This is a genomic window from Niastella soli, assembly GCF_017742245.1.
Taxonomy (GTDB): Bacteria; Bacteroidota; Bacteroidia; order Chitinophagales; family Chitinophagaceae; genus Niastella; species Niastella soli.
Map to the genome: position 1 here is coordinate 2,430,345 of NZ_JAGHKO010000001.1, position 15,818 is coordinate 2,446,162.

The window sequence follows — 15,818 nt, forward strand, 5'->3', positions numbered from 1 at the left end:
CTATTTTTTGACTTATCCGGATACTGAGATTTATGAAATAAATTGATAATTATTTGCAAAAACTCAGCCATTTTTGCTGTTAACTGAGCAAGAAACGGGTTTTACAACCGGCTGCCTTTGAGGAGTTTTGCTGAATAAAATAGCGGTTATGGAAAAGCAACAGGAAATAAATTATAACCGGATAGCCGATGCCATCGACTTTTACCGGCAGCATTTCAAAGACCAGCCGTCGCTGGATGCGGTAGCCGAGCATGTACATGTAAGTCCTTTCCATTTTCAACGGATGTTTAAAGATTGGGCGGGTGTTACGCCCAAACAGTTCCTGCAATACCTGACCCTGGAGCATGCCAAACAAGTTTTGAAAAAGGGGGCCGAAGTAACCTTGCTGGATGCGGCTTTTGAATCGGGTCTTTCCGGCACCAGCCGTTTACACGATCTTTTTATAAAAGTAGAAGGTATGACCCCCGGGGAGTATAAAAACGGGGGCGAACAGCTGTCCATCAACTACAGTTTTGCCGAAAGCCCGTTTGGTACCATCATCATCGCCTCTACGCACAAGGGCATTTGCTATATGGCGTTTGTTGATGATGAGGAAGAAACGGCTTTGCAGGAGTTAAAGAACCAGTTCCCCAATGCGAAATACCGGCAGCTTTCAGATATAATACAGCAAAATGCGCTGTTCATCTTCACGCAGGACTGGAACAAGCTGCATGAAATAAAACTGCATTTGAAAGGCACCCCCTTCCAGATAAAAGTATGGGAAGCCCTGCTGAGGATCCCTATGGGCGAGCTATCCACCTATTCAGGATTGGCGGGCAGACTGAACAACCCGCAAGCTTCCAGGGCGGTAGGTTCGGCTGTGGGCAGTAACCCGGTGGCTTTTTTAATTCCCTGTCACCGGGTAATAAAAGCAAACGGTGAATTTGGCAACTACCACTGGGGGCCTACCCGTAAGAATGCCATGATCGGTTGGGAGGCATCAAAATTTTCTTCAGCCCTTTAAACGTAGCAGCAGTATGGACTTATTCAATCAGCATATAGACGAAACAATAAACTATTTACCACAGGATGGAATGGTTAACTATTACGGTAAATTGTTAACCGTTAAACAGGCCGATCATTACCTGGATAAACTGTTAACCACTATTCACTGGAAAAACGACGAAGCGGTTATTTTCGGCCGGCATATTATTACCAAACGAAAAGTGGCCTGGTATGGTAACGACAATTACGATTATACCTACTCCAATATTACCAGGCAGGCATTAAAATGGACAAAAGAACTGCTTGAGTTAAAACAACTGGTAGAAGAAAAGACCGGCGAAACTTTTAACTCCTGTTTGTTGAACCTGTACCATACCGGGGAAGAAGGCATGGCCTGGCACAGCGATGATGAAAAAACACTAGGCGAGAACTCAGCTATTGCCTCCTTTAGTTTTGGGGCAGAACGCAAATTCTCCTTCAAACATAAACAAACAAAGGAAACCATTTCCATGATGCTGGAGCATGGCAGTTTGTTAGTGATGAAAGGCCCTACGCAAACGCACTGGCTGCATTGTTTACCTAAATCAAAACGCATTATTACTCCCAGGGTGAACCTTACTTTCAGAGTTATGAGACCGTAAGGAGAGGAAACAATTAAGGCAGGTTACCGGTTTGGTATGCATTGTATGCATGGCAGCCAGTTGAAAGGGAAAAATGCCTTATTTTAGTGGGCATACTATAATATGAAAAAGATAGCGCCCAGCCATTTCCTGATCATTGTATTCCTGTTAATACAAACTGCAGTTGTTGCCCAAAAAACAATTCGTATTGCTTGTGTGGGCAATAGTATTACGGCGGGCGCCAGGTTACCACATCCTGAAAAAAATGCTTACCCCGCGCAGTTACAGCAAATGCTGGGCGATGGATATGAGGTAATGAATTTCGGGAACAGCGGGAAAACGGTGATAAAGAATTGCGACCGCGCTTACATGGCTACGCCAACCTATCAGCAGGCATTGAAAAGCAACCCGGATATTGTGTTTATAAAACTGGGCACCAATGACAGCCGGCTGCCTTACCGGTTACAGATAGACAGTTTTGTTTCAGACTATAAAACACTGGTGCATTCCTTTCAAGATCTGTCCACACACCCGCGGATCATTTTGTTGTTGCCGGTAACCTCTTACAAGGCCGATACCACGCTTCAAACGGAACAGGCTATTGCCAAATTAATTCTGCCTCGCATCAGACAGGTGGCGTTTGATGAAAAACTGGAGCTGGTCGATCTGCACAGTATAACCCAGGATATGCTTGCTACCTTTCCTGACAGCTTACACCCCTCTTCCCTGGGTGCTACTATCCTGGCAAAACGGTTGTACGAAGCAGTGGTCAATAAAACAGACAAGTCGTTTGACATCTTCAAAAAGATAAAGGTGCCATTTACTGTTTCATCTTACTATGGATATGAATGCGCCGATTTTACTTTCAATGGGCATAAAGCGAAAATTGTAAAACCACGTGGTGTCGCCGAGGGCAAACCGTTCATCTGGAATGCCCGTTTCTGGAATGTGGAGCCACAAACCGAGATAGCTTTACTCGATCGTGGTTTTCATGTAGTGTATTGCGATGTGGCCGAGTTGTTCGGTAATGCAGAAGCCATTAATACCTGGAACAAATTCTACGATTGGCTGCAAAAGGCCGGTTTATCGAAGACGGCTTGCATGGAAGGCTTTAGCCGGGGCGGGGTCTATGCCTACAACTGGGCAGCCGAAAACCCGGGCAAAGTAGCCTGTGTGTATGTAGATGCACCCGTACTGGATGTTAAAAGCTGGCCCGGTGGTAAAGGGACCGGCAAAGGCAGTGCGGCCGACTGGGAGGCCTTTAAAAAAGATTATGGCTACACCAGTGATGAACAGGCGCTCACCTTTAAAGGCAATCCCATTGATAAAATACCTCAAATTGTACAGGGCGGGTATCCCATGTTGCATGTGGTGGGCGATGCCGATAGTCTGGTACCCGTTAGTGAGAATACCGCCATCTTTGAAAAACAGGTACTGGCCCTGAATGGAAATATTACGGTGATCCATAAACCTGGTGTTGGTCACCACCCGCATAGCCTGGCCAATCCCACCCCCATTGTTGATTTTATTTTAAGATCTACGCACAGACAGGTGGTATTTGCAACCACTTCAGCGCCAGGTTCGGAATACCGTTTTGGCAATGAAACCGACTGGTGGGATAATTACAACGACATTCAACATACTTTAGACAGCGTGGGCAAACTGGATGTATTGTTGTTAGGCAATTCCATTACACAGGCAATAGGGCATAGAAGGCTGGAAGTAAAAGGTGCCGGCACGCAGGCATTTGATAGTGCACTGGCTTCATATAAATATGGCGTAGCAGGTATCCGTGGCGATAGAACACAACACCTGTTGTGGCGGGTACAGCATACCGATCTTTCAAAAGCAGATCCAACAGTAGTAGTGGTAACCATTGGGGTAAACAATTTTCGCGACGATGAGGCTACTGAGGTAATAGCAGGCATTCAATCGGTGTTGAAAGCGATAGCAGTAAAACTGCCCAAAACGAAGATCATTTTAACAGGCCCATTACCTGCGGGTAATAAAGTGGCGGATGATTATAGAAGAAAATATCAACTGGTGCATCAGCAGATAAAACAATTTGTAAACAATAAGAGCATCTTCTTCTGCGATCCATCCGGGTCACTGATAGATGCAGGAAGTGGCAATTTAGCCGAAGGTTGTTACAGGCCCGATGGCATTCACCTTACTGAAAAAGGATATACCGTATGGGCTGGTGCATTGCAACCAGTAATAAAACAGGTGATAGGAAAATAAGGAGGTCTTATACAACCTCTAAAGCTTCTTTGTTGTATTTGTGACGGTATTCGATGGGCGATAATCCGGTGATCTTTTTAAACACGGTCCGGAAGGCCTTGACATCGGAGTAACCTACATCATACATCACTTCATTCACATTTTTGCGGCTGTTCTCCAACTGTTTTTTAGCGGCCTCAATTTTTACCCGTTGAATGTATTCAATAGGCGTATTGTTGGTTGCTTTTTTAAAACGGCGGATAAAATGCCGTTTACCAATAGCATATTTGATAGCCAGTTCTTCCACTGAAATGCGTTCGGTGACATTCTTCTCAATAAATTCCTGGGCTTGTTTTATAGGTTCGTCCTCATGTTTCTTTTGACCATTGAACATGATGAACGGGGACTGTGTTTTGCGGTCTATTTCAAGTGCGAATATTTTAGCCGCCATAATGGCCCAGTCACGGCCGGCATGTTTTTCAACCAGGTGCAACAGCATATTCCAGTAAGAAGTGGCCCCGCCACTTGAATACAAGCCTTGTTGTTCCGTTATAATCCTGCCATCAACCAACGTTACTTCGGGGAACATTTCCCGGAATTCATTAGCCTGGCGCCAATGGCTGGAACATTCCTTTCCATTTAAAAGCCCCGTAGCGGCCAGCAGAAAAGCGCCGATACAAAGACTGGCTACTTCTGCACCCTGATGATACTGATCAACGATCCAGGGTAAAAAGCCTTCATTCTTTTTGATGGCAGCTTTCAGGTCACCGCCAATAGCGGGCACCAGGATGAGGTCGGTCTTTTTTATATCCCCGATCAATGCATCCGCATGAACCGTAAAGGTCCCATTGTGCAGCTGCACTTCTTTGGTGAGCCCTACCAACTGTACTTTAAAAGCCGGTGTTTTACCTGCTGCTTCCATGAAGTCATTTACCCCCGTAAAAATGATCCGGGGGTCAACAATGCTTGCCATCACCGCATCATGCGGAATAAGAATGCTTACGTGCTTCATGATTATATAGCAATTTGACGTTATTTAAAACTTGTATACAGGAGCATCAGGTCTGGTTCCACCCCTTTGCCCTCTTCCTTGCCCGCCGAAGCTTTACCGCCGTCGCCTTCGGCTATGGCGGTCGAAGAGGCGTAGGAAGGCCTGTTAAAGGTAAGAAACAATAAAGTCGCGAACAACCCTCCTGGAAGTCATTTTTACACACCCTGAGGCGGTGAAGCCAATGGTACATTTGTAAAACAATACCATCAGTGGAGTATGCGAAAAGTAATTGTATCTATGAATGTGACGCTCGACGGCTTCATGGCCGGCCCAGACTGCGGGCTGGATTGGCATTTCAAAAGCTGGAATGAAGAAATGGCGAGAGCAACAGCCGAACAACTTGGTAAGGCGGATACCATATTGCTGGGCGGTGTTACCTATAGAGGTATGGCGCAATACTGGAATGCCGACCCGGTTAATATGATACGGCCACGTGAAGACCTTGACTTTGCTTCCATGTTGAACAGCTATCCCAAAGTAGTATTTTCAAAAAAGATGACAACCGTTACCTGGTTTAATGCCCGGATTGCCCAAAAGGACATCGGTATAGAAGTGGCTGAATTAAAACGGCAGCAAGGAAAGGATATGATCGTGTATGGCAGTGGGAAAATAGTAGTGGCTTTAACAAAACTGGGCTTGGTAGATGAATTCAGGATGTGGGTTCACCCGGTGGTGATAGGTTGTGGAAAACCCGTGTTTAAAGAACTGGCCGGCATACTTGATCTTGAATTGGTAAAAACAGAAGTATTCAGCTCCGGTGTGGTGATCTTATGCTACGCGGTAAAATAAAAAGACCTGTAAGGTGAACTATTATTCATCTTACAGGTCTTTCTTTAAATCCCTGACTAGGCAAAGAACTGCTCTACAACGATCTTGCCATCTTTAATGGAATACGTACAAAGCTCTGTCATGTCCCAATGCTGTTTATCTTTCATCGTAACATCCATATGCATGGTGCAGGCAAATGAATTGCTGGCCACCATGGGTTCGCTCACTTCCATTTTGTTCACATGGTCAACCATGTTTTCCCATTTTTTCCCTTTCTCAATAATAGCATCGAGGCCCTTTGTTTCCTTTTCGAAGGCAGGTGATGCTTGCGGTTCAATGCTCATGCAATCTTTTGCAAATAACTCTTTCTGCGCGGTTTCAAACTGACCCTGACGGCACAGTTCAACCAGGCGATTGGCAATCTGATTCGTAGTCATGGCGTTTAATTTAGTATGAAGCTACTTAAAAAATCATTCCACCCCACCGCCAAGTGATTGCAATTTCCTGGGATCGAGCACATTACTGATCTGGAAAATTCTATTGCTTTCCGGTTCAATACCAAATACCTGGCATGCTTTCAATTCCTCCCCATTATAAAAAAGCAATGCTGGTTGGTGATTTATTTCACCAGCTTCCACTCTAAAGTCGGCGCTGTATTTATGAAAAACAAATACAAGCAGTTCGGCCACTTCCTGGTACCCGGTGCAGTTTTTTGCAAACACTTTAACCACATTGCCGCCATCGGCATAATAAGCGATGTCTTCTGTGAGTAAATGTTCTAAAGCTTTTACATCTCTGCCTCTGATGGCATGCATGAATTTCTCCAATACAGCCGGCGTTATGCCCTCGTTCCTGGGAGCCGCCACTGGTGCATGTACCTGGTCTATCTTTTGTTTGGCCCTGCTGAGCAGTTTGCGGGAATGTTCAACCGAAACAGACAGCGTTTGTCCAATTTCTTCATGCGAATAGGCAAAAGCTTCTTTTAATATAAAGACGGCCCTTTCTTTGGCATTTAATTTTTCCAGCAGTATCAACAGCGAATACGAAACAATTTCATTGAGGTTAATGTTCGTATCAGCGCCTTCCGTATCTACCGGTTCTGGCAGCCACATATCGCCCAACTGCATTTTTTTTCTTTTATCTCTGATGTTGATGGATTGATTGATAACGCTGCGGATCAGATAATTTTTTGGGTCTTCTATTTCTTCTTTGGACCCTGCTAAAAACTTATACAGTACATCCTGAATAGCGTCCTTTGCGTCTTCTGCTGTCCCAAGTATATTATACGCATAGGGAAACAGCATATGCTGATAATCTTTCAAAATGCTATTTTTTAAACTTACTGACTATTTACTTAACCAATTACTTAATAATTTATGCAATGTAGGCACTAGCGCATATACTGCAATGGGAATAACAACTAATGTGGTAACAAACGTTCGAAGGGGAAGAGAATTTATTTTTTCAAGTTGCTCACCAAAGAATACGGAGATCAGCGTAACTGTTGGATAAATGGCTATCCAGATCAGGATAGCCATTTTCCATTTTTTGGGTGGTGTTGACATCGGGTAATACTTACCGGGTTAATTAAATTGACCGGGTTTATAGTCACCGGGAATTGTTCTGAAGGCAATGTTGAGCCGGTTCCAGCTATTGATTGCTATAATTGCCAGGGTAATGTCAGCGATTTGAGCCTTGTCAAAGTGCTTGCTCAGTTCATTGTACACTTCATCGGTAACATCTGCCTGCGGTATTTTTGTTACTGCTTCTGTATAAGCAAGTACTGCTCTTTCGGCATCAGTGTAATAAGGACACTCTTTCCAGGCTGGCAGAGAATACAGGCGTTGTTCCGTTTCGCCCATTGCAATGGCATCTTTCCAGTGCATATCCAAACAATAAGCGCAGCCATTGATCTGTGAAGCCCGCATTTTGATCAACTCCTTTAACTTATGGTCCAGCCCTGTTTTACCTAAATACATTTCAATTTTGAATAAGCCATCCAATAAACCTTTGTTCCCGTCTGTAAATGCAATTCTTTGTTCCATTTTTATATTGTTTTGTGTTTTAAAATTCGTCGTACGGTAATAAAACAAAGTAGTGCACCGGAACGTGACAGGTTTGGAGCAATTTTTTGAAAAATGTTACTGGATATTGAAAGTGAATCGGTTAAGGCAGTTGTTAATTCAGTTCTAAAATGTTGGAATTAAAATAAAAATGCTAAATTTAGAATCAGCAGCCGATTCGTATATTTTCAAATTCGCCATATGGGACCTATCGCGCTCCTTATATTAACTATAGCTGCCATTCTTTTTTCTGCCGGCGGCATCCTCGTATCAAAATTTTTGGTAAGGGGTTCTGTGAATGCGCAAAAAGGCCAACCATATGAGTGTGGCATCCCATCTGAAGGCTCACCCTGGAACCAGTTTAATGTAGGCTATTACCTGTTCGCCCTGTTGTTCCTGATCTTTGATGTAGAACTGATCTTCGTGTATCCGTGGGCCGTGGTGGTAAAAAAAGTTGGATTAATGGCGCTTGTAGAGATCGCCATTTTCTTTTTCATATTATTTACCGGGTTTTTGTACGCACATAAGAAAGGCGCATTAAAATGGATGTAATTACGGAATAAAGTATCCGTCAATGGAAAACTTAAACAAAGAAATAGAAACCGCATCCCAGGGGAATGAGCAATTTCCCGGACAGGTACATGACCTGCCCGGTGGCGGCATCCTCATCAGCTCATTTAATGACCTCATTAACTGGGCGCGTTCCAATTCTTTATGGCCCCTCACTTTTGCCACCAGTTGTTGTGGTATTGAAATGATGTCGGTGGCTTCTTCGAAATACGACTTCTCCCGCTTTGGTTTTGAAGTAGCGCGTGCTACGCCCCGTCAGGCAGATGTGATCATTATTGCCGGCACCATTGTAAATAAAATGGCGCCTGTGCTCAAACGCCTGTACGATCAAATGGCCGACCCCAAATATGTAATTGCAATGGGCGCCTGTGCTATCAGCGGCGGCCCCTTCTTCTATAATACCTATTCTGTAGTAAAAGGCGCCGATCATGTGATACCGGTTGATGTATATATACCCGGTTGCCCACCCCGGCCCGAGGCATTGTTGCATGCATTGATCACCCTGCAACAAAAAATTAAAAGTGGGTTAACCCGGGAACAGATCAGGGCAGAAAAACCACAATCATGACCAACGAGGAAATAAAACAACATATTATAACCGGACTGCCCAACGCTTCCTTTGATGAAACCGGCGAATGGCTGCAGGTGCTGGTGCCAGTGGATGCATGGAAACAATTTGCCCAATGGCTACGCAGCGATGCATTGCAGATGGATTTTTTGTTTTGCCTTACGTGTGTCGATTGGGCTGCAACTCCGGCAGGCAAAGCGTTGCTCACCATGGTGTATCATTTTACCTCCACGGTGTTCAGACATACGCTGGTGGTGAAAGTAAAATTAGACCGGAACAATCCTGAAATAGAAACCATCTCAGATTGCTGGCGTACGGCCGAAATGCATGAGCGGGAAGTATTTGATTTGTTTGGCGTGCAATTCCTGCATCACCCCGATCTGCGGCGGCTGGTGCTGACCGATGATTTTGAAGGCCACCCCTTGCGAAAAGATTTTGAGGACCCTATTAATATGATCAAATTATAATCTTGTATAGAGAAACTCAAATAATAGAATCTGCTAAAACAACCTCTCCTAATGGGGGACCGGATGCTGTTGATGATGGTGCGCTGGTGATCAACGTAGGTCCGCAACACCCGGCAACACATGGGGTATTGCATTTAGTGATCACACTCCAGGGAGAAACCATTCAAAAAATAGAACCGCATTTAGGCTATATACATCGCAGCATTGAAAAGATGTGCGAAAGCCTGAGTTACCGGCAATTCATATATGTAACAAGCCGAATGGATTATTTATCGGCACATATTAACAACCATGGTTGCGCCCTGTGTGTGGAGAAAGGATTACAACTGGAAGTGCCGCCGCGTGCCCAGGTGATCCGGGTATTGATGGATGAACTGACGCGCATTGCTTCCCATGAATTATGGTGGGGTGCCATGGCGATGGACCTCGGCGCATTCACGCCGTTTTTTTATGCCTTCCGCGAACGTGAAACCATCAACGACATCATGGAAGAAACCTGCGGTGCCCGCCTCACCATGAATTATATGGTGCCGGGTGGCGTGATGTATGACATTCATCCCAATTTTCAAAAACGGGTAAAGGACTTTATCCAGCTTTTTACAAACAAGATAGATGAGTACGATGATCTGGTTACCGGCAATATTATTTTTCAGAACCGCACCCAGGGCGTGGGCGTTCTAACAGCCGCCGATGCTATTTCCTACGGCTGTACCGGACCGGTGGCAAGGGGTAGCGGAGTGGCTTGTGATATCAGGAAGTTGTATCCATATGAAGTGTACAATAAAGTAGCATTTGATGAGATCATCGAGACAGCTGGCGATAGCTATGCCCGCTACCTGGTACGAATAAAGGAATTGAAACAATCGGTACGCATTGTAGAACAATTGATCGATAATATTCCCGAAGGTGACTTTCAGGCAAAAACAAAAGCCGTGTTAAAGCTACCAAAGGGCGAATTTTATTCAAGAGTAGAAACGGCGCGTGGCGAATTTGGCGTGTATATCGTAAGTGAAGGCGGCACTACGCCGTATAGAATAAAATTCAGGTCGCCCGGGTTCTCCAATTTGTCGGCCCTGGACCATATCAGCAGAGGTTGCAAGATCGGTGATCTGATGGCTATTATGGGGACGCTGGATCTGGTTATTCCTGATATTGATAGGTAAGGTAGTTGACCAGTTAACAAGTTGACTGGATTGATAGGGGTGATAGGGTTGATAGAGGGCGACGATGAAATAAATGGAAGATGAAAATAGTGAAAAGGTATATCCTGTCGCGAGCTCTTTCACGTTTCACGTTTGCCGTTTCACGATTACCGGCCCTGAGCGTAGCGAAGGCCGGTATTGCCGATTGCCCATTGCCGACTGCCGATTCAGGATTGCCGACTGCAACTATAAATATATATGTTTAGTTTAGAGCACATAACCGACTTCATACAGCAATGGTTGTACGCTACGTTCAACCCCACCATGGCATTGATCCTGGAATGTGTCATTGTGATGTTGCTGGTGATCGGTTTGTTTGCCGTGCTGGGGCTAGTATTGGTATTGATGGAGCGGAAAGTAGCAGCCCGTATGCAGATCCGGTTGGGACCAAACCGGGTTGGACCTAAAGGCATGTTACAAACAGCGGCCGATACGTTGAAGCTGATGATGAAAGAAGGGTTAACACCCGATGGTGCTGATAAGTTCCTGTTTAACCTGGCCCCCTTTATAGTAATGATTGCCGCAATGCTCATTATGGCGCCCATTGCTTTTGCCAAAGGATTTCAGATCTGGGATATTAATATAGGCGTATTGTATGTATCTGCGGTGTCTTCTGTGTCTGTAATTGGGATCCTGATGGCCGGTTGGGCCAGCAATAATAAATATTCCCTGCTGGGCGCTATGCGCAGCGGCGCACAGATTGTGAGTTATGAATTGTCGGCGGGGTTATCCATCATTTCTATTGTAGTATTGTCTGGCAGTCTGCAGGTATCGGACATCATTGCTTCGCAGCAAACCGGTTGGTGGTTGTTCCGCGGACATATTCCCGCCATCATTGCCTTTGTGATCTTTATCATTGCTGTAACGGCAGAAACCAACCGCGCGCCATTTGACCTGGCCGAGGCAGAATCGGAACTAACAGCTGGCTTTCATACCGAATATTCAGGAATGAAGTTCGCCCTGTTTTTCCTGGCTGAATACATCAACATCTTTATAGTATGTGCTATTGGCGCCACCTTGTTCCTGGGTGGCTGGATGCCCTTGCACATTGGGCATTGGGAAGGCTTTAATCAAATCATGGATTACATCCCTTCGTCGCTCTGGTTCCTGGGTAAAACATTTTTCCTGATCTTTTTGATCATGTGGTTCCGGTGGACTTTCCCCCGCTTACGGGTTGATCAGCTGTTGAGCCTGGAATGGAAATACCTGTTGCCTATTAGTATGTTCAACCTGTTATTAATAACCTTAATTGCAATAATGGGATGGCATTTTTAAAACAATACATATCCGACGTGTACCGGGCAGTGTCGTCGCTGCTAAAAGGGATGAAAACAACGGGTAGCTATTTTGTGCGACCCAAAGAGATCATTACCCAACAATATCCCGATAACCGGGCCAGCATGACGATCCCGGAACGCTTCCGTGGGGAAGTAGTGATGACGCACGATGAGAACAATGAACACGCCTGTACCGGCTGTACAGCTTGCGAGCTGGCTTGTCCGAACGCCACTATCAAGATCGTTACCAAATTTGATACAACGCCTGAGGGTAAAAAGAAAAAAGCGCTGGACACCTTTGTATATCACCTGGAACTATGCACCATGTGTAATTTATGCGTGGAGGCTTGTCCGACCAGCGCTATAAAAATGGCGCAGTCATTTGAACACAGTGTGTATGATAGAAGTCAATTGCTTAAAAAGCTAAATAAACCGGGATCTAAATTACGGGCAGGAGTTGAATAGGAGGATGGTTGACAGATTAACAGGTTGACACGTTGACATGTTAACACGGATGTAGGATGTAGGATGTAGGATGTAGGATTCGGCGCAAGATAGTTATTAATCGTAACAGTCGTGAGTGTCCTGAGCGAAGCGAAGGCGCTTTTGCATCGAACGCAGTGAGATGCCTGTTTTGTTTTACGTTTCACGGCTGCCTAAAGCGAGCCAAGCCATTAGTCGGAAATTGCCGATTGCCGATTGCCGATTGCTCTCGGCTAAGCCGAGACCGATTGCCGGTTTCACGATTGTCAATTACTTATTGATTTATGAGCGCAACCCAATTTATATTTTATCTTATTTCCGCCTTTGTACTGGGTACGGCCGTGTTGGCGGTGACCACCAGGAAGATCTTCCGTTCAGCCATCTGGCTATTGTTTAGCCTGGTAGGAGTGGCCGGTTTATACTTCTGGATGCAAGTGGAATTTGTGGCGGCCGTTCAGATCATTGTATATGTAGGTGGAGTGGTAGTGCTGATCATCTTCTCCATTTTTTTGACTCACCATTCGGGCGGTGAATTGCCAAGACCACCATTGAAGCGAACGATCTTTTCTATGCTGGCCGTTTTGTTTGGTTTTGCCTTTTCTTATAACCTCATAGCTGAATATGGTTTTCCAACAACCGTTGCAGAAAAACCATTTGTGGTGTCTGTATCTGATATTGGCGAGCAAATGCTTGATACCAGACAATATGGGTATGTGCTGCCATTTGAAGTAGTAAGTATGTTGTTGCTGGCAGCCATGATCGGTTGTATTGTTATTGCCATGCGTTCGATCCCCCAAGGAAAAGCGATACAAAAGCCGGCGACCCCTATGCCTGCAAATGGTGGCAACATTCATTCCGTAGTTGAAACAAAAGAATCCATGGAGGAAAAAACAACATGAGCACGGTCCCATTAACACATATTCTGTTTGTAAGCACCGCCCTGTTTTTTATTGGGATGTATGGACTGTTCACCCGGCGAAACCTGATCACGATGCTTATGTCCATAGAATTGATCCTGAATAGTGTGAACATCAATTTTGTAGCTTTTAATAAATACCTGTACCCCGATAAACTGAATGGTGTTTTCTTTTCCCTGTTTATTATAACCGTTGCCGCGGCCGAAGCGGCAGTGGCTATTGCTATAATTATTAACCTGTATAGAAGTCATAGGTCGATTGATGTGGAGGGGACGGAGGAGATGAGGTTTTAGTTAACGAGTTAACCGGTTGACGAGGAAGAAGAAGTTGATAGAGTTGATAAGGTTGATGGAGTTGATAAAGGGCGAAGACCTGTAAGGTCCGCCATCGGATTTCGAATAATCAGGTGGTTTATGCGGTCCTGACAGGTCGAATAACTTTTGAAATGAGGTCCGCCATCACAGACCTGCCAGTGGCTGCCCCCGTCTTGCGGGGGTTGATAGAGTTGATAAGGAAGGTAGGAGGAAAGAAGTTGAATGTTGAATGACTATAGAGAAATGGCATATCGATCTGAAGAAAATGCGAATGGTGAGCGGTCCCCCAAAAAACGTTGAGGTCTGAAAAGTCGGCAACCCACTCACCACTGACCACTGACAATTAACCATTCAAAAATGAACTACACAACATATATAGCGCTCATCCCACTGCTCCCGTTGGCAGGTTTTGTCCTATTGGGTTTATTCGGACAAAGACACTTCACCCGTTCAGCTGGTATTCTGGGGACGCTCATCTTATTGATAGCAACCTTGTTGGCTTTATATACGGCTTATCAGTATTTCATTGTAACCGGGGCGGTGAATGGAGCTTATGCGGCGATCGAACCCTTTAAATATGCCTGGTTGGAATTTTCACCTGGGATGTCCATCGATATGGGCATACTCCTTGATCCCGCTTCTGTGATGATGCTGGTGGTAGTAACGGTTGTTTCCCTGATGGTGCATGTGTTTAGTTTGGGATATATGAAAGGTGAGGAACGGTTTGCCACCTATTATGCCTTTCTGGGACTGTTTACTTTTTCTATGCTAGGACTGGTACTGTCAACCAATATTTTCCAGATCTATATCTTCTGGGAGCTGGTAGGGGTATCGTCCTTTTTGCTGATCGGTTTTTATTATGACAGACCGGCTGCTGTGGCGGCAGCTAAAAAAGCATTTATCGTTACCCGTTTTGCCGATCTGGGCTTTTTGATCGGAATATTGATATTAGCATTCAATAGTGGAACGCTCGATTTTGGTATACTCATTCAACGGTTGACAGATACGCAGTCGTTACAATGGATGCAGATTACCGGTACTGGTTTTCTGGGTGTATCTATATTAAGTTGGGCATTGGCACTGGTATTTATTGGGGGGGCAGGTAAATCAGCTATGTTTCCCCTGCACATCTGGTTGCCCGATGCCATGGAAGGTCCCACGCCGGTATCGGCATTGATCCATGCGGCTACCATGGTGGTGGCCGGTGTATACCTGGTAGCGCGCTTATATCCGGTGTATTTGATAGAGGGGACCATCTTACAACTTATAACCTGGATAGGGGCGATCTCGGCATTTCTGGCTGCTATCATTGCCTGCACCCAAACAGATATAAAACGGGTGCTGGCGTACTCCACCATTTCACAGATCGGGTATATGCTGTTTGCATTGGGCGTGCCAGCCTATGGCGATGCTAGCAATACAGGTTACACTGCTTCGCTCTTTCATCTGTTTACCCATGCATTTTTTAAGTCTTTGTTGTTTTTAGGGGCGGGTTCAGTTATTCATTTTGTGCATACCAACGAAATGGCCAATATGGGCGGTTTGCGAAAGCTGATGCCATTGACGCATTTTACGTTTTTGATTGCCTGTATGGCCATAGCCGGCATACCACCCTTTGCCGGTTTTTTTAGTAAAGAAGAAATATTGCTGACGGCCTGGGAAAATAATAAGCTTATTTATTATGGGGCATTGGTCACCTCGGGGCTTACCGCATTTTATATGTTCCGGTTGTACTTCAGTATTTTCTGGAATAAAACGGCTCCCCCAAATCATCATACTGATCATCATGGAGAAGGTAACTGGAGTATGAAGTTGCCACTGCTGATATTGGCGTTAGCGGCTGTAGGCGTTGGGTTTATCCCCTTCGCGCATTATGTCTCCATAAATGGATCGGGATCACCGATCTTAATACCAATAAGTTTTTCTATTCCCCCCGTGCTTATTGCCCTTGTCGGCATTGGGCTGGCATATATACTTTATTATAGAGAGAATGATCGTCCACAAAGGCTGGCAACGGCTTTGGGTGGGCTCCATAAAACCATAAAGCAGAAATTCTATTTTGATGAACTCTATCTGTTCGTCACCAAAAAGATCATTTTCAATGGCATTGCAAAACCCGCTGCCTGGATTGATAAACACCTTGTTGATGGAACGATGAATGGACTCGGTTGGGTAACAACGCGCGTTTCAGTAAGCATAAAAGCATGGCAGTCGGGCCGGATACAAAGTTATACACTGTATTTTTTTGGTGGAATAATAGCATTGGCTGCCTTGTTTATTTATTGGTGGAAGTAAGTGAGATTACAAGGTATAA

18 protein-coding genes are annotated in these 15,818 nt (G+C 45.0%); 13 read left to right on the forward strand and 5 right to left on the reverse strand.

Annotated elements, in window-relative coordinates; all coding sequences use genetic code 11:
- Positions 1 to 148 precede the first annotated feature (148 nt).
- The 3 genes from J7I42_RS10165 to J7I42_RS10175 all read left to right on the forward strand — a co-directional run bounded on the left by J7I42_RS10165 (position 149) and on the right by J7I42_RS10175 (position 3,845).
- On the forward strand, positions 149 to 1,003 hold the full coding sequence (locus J7I42_RS10165) for a methylated-DNA--[protein]-cysteine S-methyltransferase (RefSeq protein WP_209138666.1): 855 nt from the start codon (positions 149 to 151) through the stop codon (positions 1,001 to 1,003).
- Between the two features lie 13 nt (positions 1,004 to 1,016).
- Complete coding sequence (locus J7I42_RS10170) at positions 1,017 to 1,625, forward strand: alpha-ketoglutarate-dependent dioxygenase AlkB family protein (RefSeq protein WP_209138667.1); 609 nt, start codon at positions 1,017 to 1,019, stop codon at positions 1,623 to 1,625.
- 102 nt (positions 1,626 to 1,727) lie between these two features.
- On the forward strand, positions 1,728 to 3,845 hold the full coding sequence (locus tag J7I42_RS10175) for a GDSL-type esterase/lipase family protein (RefSeq protein ID WP_209138668.1): 2,118 nt from the start codon (positions 1,728 to 1,730) through the stop codon (positions 3,843 to 3,845).
- Between the two features lie 7 nt (positions 3,846 to 3,852).
- Here the strand turns inward: J7I42_RS10175 and J7I42_RS10180 are convergent, their stop codons facing one another.
- On the reverse strand, positions 3,853 to 4,836 hold the full coding sequence (locus J7I42_RS10180) for a GlxA family transcriptional regulator (RefSeq protein ID WP_209138669.1): 984 nt from the start codon (positions 4,834 to 4,836) through the stop codon (positions 3,853 to 3,855).
- A 255-nt stretch (positions 4,837 to 5,091) separates the two neighbouring features.
- Here J7I42_RS10180 and J7I42_RS10185 point away from each other — a divergent pair, with 255 nt between their 5' ends.
- Positions 5,092 to 5,664, forward strand: a complete 573-nt coding sequence (locus tag J7I42_RS10185; RefSeq protein WP_209138670.1) for a dihydrofolate reductase family protein — start codon at positions 5,092 to 5,094, stop codon at positions 5,662 to 5,664.
- A 56-nt stretch (positions 5,665 to 5,720) separates the two neighbouring features.
- On the opposite strand, the gene J7I42_RS10190 is transcribed toward J7I42_RS10185, so the two are convergent.
- From J7I42_RS10190 to J7I42_RS10205, 4 genes are read right to left on the reverse strand one after another with little or no spacing between them, the layout of a single operon-like run.
- On the reverse strand, positions 5,721 to 6,080 hold the full coding sequence (locus J7I42_RS10190; RefSeq protein WP_209138671.1) for a SnoaL-like domain-containing protein: 360 nt from the start codon (positions 6,078 to 6,080) through the stop codon (positions 5,721 to 5,723).
- A gap of 33 nt (positions 6,081 to 6,113) precedes the next feature.
- Positions 6,114 to 6,965, reverse strand: a complete 852-nt coding sequence (locus J7I42_RS10195; RefSeq protein WP_209138672.1) for a sigma-70 family RNA polymerase sigma factor — start codon at positions 6,963 to 6,965, stop codon at positions 6,114 to 6,116.
- 24 nt (positions 6,966 to 6,989) lie between these two features.
- Positions 6,990 to 7,208, reverse strand: a complete 219-nt coding sequence (locus tag J7I42_RS10200) for a hypothetical protein (protein ID WP_209138673.1) — start codon at positions 7,206 to 7,208, stop codon at positions 6,990 to 6,992.
- Between the two features lie 18 nt (positions 7,209 to 7,226).
- On the reverse strand, positions 7,227 to 7,688 hold the full coding sequence (locus tag J7I42_RS10205) for a carboxymuconolactone decarboxylase family protein (RefSeq protein ID WP_209138674.1): 462 nt from the start codon (positions 7,686 to 7,688) through the stop codon (positions 7,227 to 7,229).
- Positions 7,689 to 7,907: 219 nt separating this feature from the next.
- Here J7I42_RS10205 and J7I42_RS10210 point away from each other — a divergent pair, with 219 nt between their 5' ends.
- From J7I42_RS10210 to nuoL, 9 genes are all read left to right on the forward strand, one after another.
- Complete coding sequence (locus tag J7I42_RS10210) at positions 7,908 to 8,258, forward strand: NADH-quinone oxidoreductase subunit A (protein ID WP_209138675.1); 351 nt, start codon at positions 7,908 to 7,910, stop codon at positions 8,256 to 8,258.
- A 22-nt stretch (positions 8,259 to 8,280) separates the two neighbouring features.
- Entirely contained in the window at positions 8,281 to 8,844 is a 564-nt protein-coding gene (locus tag J7I42_RS10215; protein ID WP_209138676.1) for an NADH-quinone oxidoreductase subunit B, read from the forward strand.
- Positions 8,841 to 9,311: an NADH-quinone oxidoreductase subunit C gene (locus J7I42_RS10220; RefSeq protein WP_209138677.1), complete on the forward strand. Its 471-nt coding sequence runs from the start codon at positions 8,841 to 8,843 to the stop codon at positions 9,309 to 9,311. Before J7I42_RS10215 ends, J7I42_RS10220 begins: the two co-directional genes overlap by 4 nt.
- A 2-nt stretch (positions 9,312 to 9,313) precedes the next feature.
- The gene (locus J7I42_RS10225; RefSeq protein ID WP_209138678.1) at positions 9,314 to 10,474 is read left to right on the forward strand and encodes an NADH-quinone oxidoreductase subunit D; all 1,161 of its coding nucleotides are present in this window, start codon (positions 9,314 to 9,316) and stop codon (positions 10,472 to 10,474) included.
- A 237-nt stretch (positions 10,475 to 10,711) separates the two neighbouring features.
- Positions 10,712 to 11,788: an NADH-quinone oxidoreductase subunit NuoH gene (gene nuoH / locus J7I42_RS10230; protein ID WP_236065412.1), complete on the forward strand. Its 1,077-nt coding sequence runs from the start codon at positions 10,712 to 10,714 to the stop codon at positions 11,786 to 11,788.
- Entirely contained in the window at positions 11,776 to 12,255 is a 480-nt protein-coding gene (locus J7I42_RS10235; protein ID WP_209138679.1) for a 4Fe-4S binding protein, read from the forward strand. Before nuoH ends, J7I42_RS10235 begins: the two co-directional genes overlap by 13 nt.
- A gap of 302 nt (positions 12,256 to 12,557) precedes the next feature.
- The gene (locus tag J7I42_RS10240) at positions 12,558 to 13,172 is read left to right on the forward strand and encodes an NADH-quinone oxidoreductase subunit J family protein (protein ID WP_209138680.1); all 615 of its coding nucleotides are present in this window, start codon (positions 12,558 to 12,560) and stop codon (positions 13,170 to 13,172) included.
- The gene (gene nuoK / locus J7I42_RS10245) at positions 13,169 to 13,483 is read left to right on the forward strand and encodes an NADH-quinone oxidoreductase subunit NuoK (protein ID WP_209138681.1); all 315 of its coding nucleotides are present in this window, start codon (positions 13,169 to 13,171) and stop codon (positions 13,481 to 13,483) included. The genes J7I42_RS10240 and nuoK overlap by 4 nt, the downstream gene beginning before the upstream one ends.
- Positions 13,484 to 13,861: 378 nt before the next feature.
- Complete coding sequence (gene nuoL / locus J7I42_RS10250) at positions 13,862 to 15,799, forward strand: NADH-quinone oxidoreductase subunit L (RefSeq protein ID WP_209138682.1); 1,938 nt, start codon at positions 13,862 to 13,864, stop codon at positions 15,797 to 15,799.
- Positions 15,800 to 15,818: the final 19 nt, after the last annotated feature.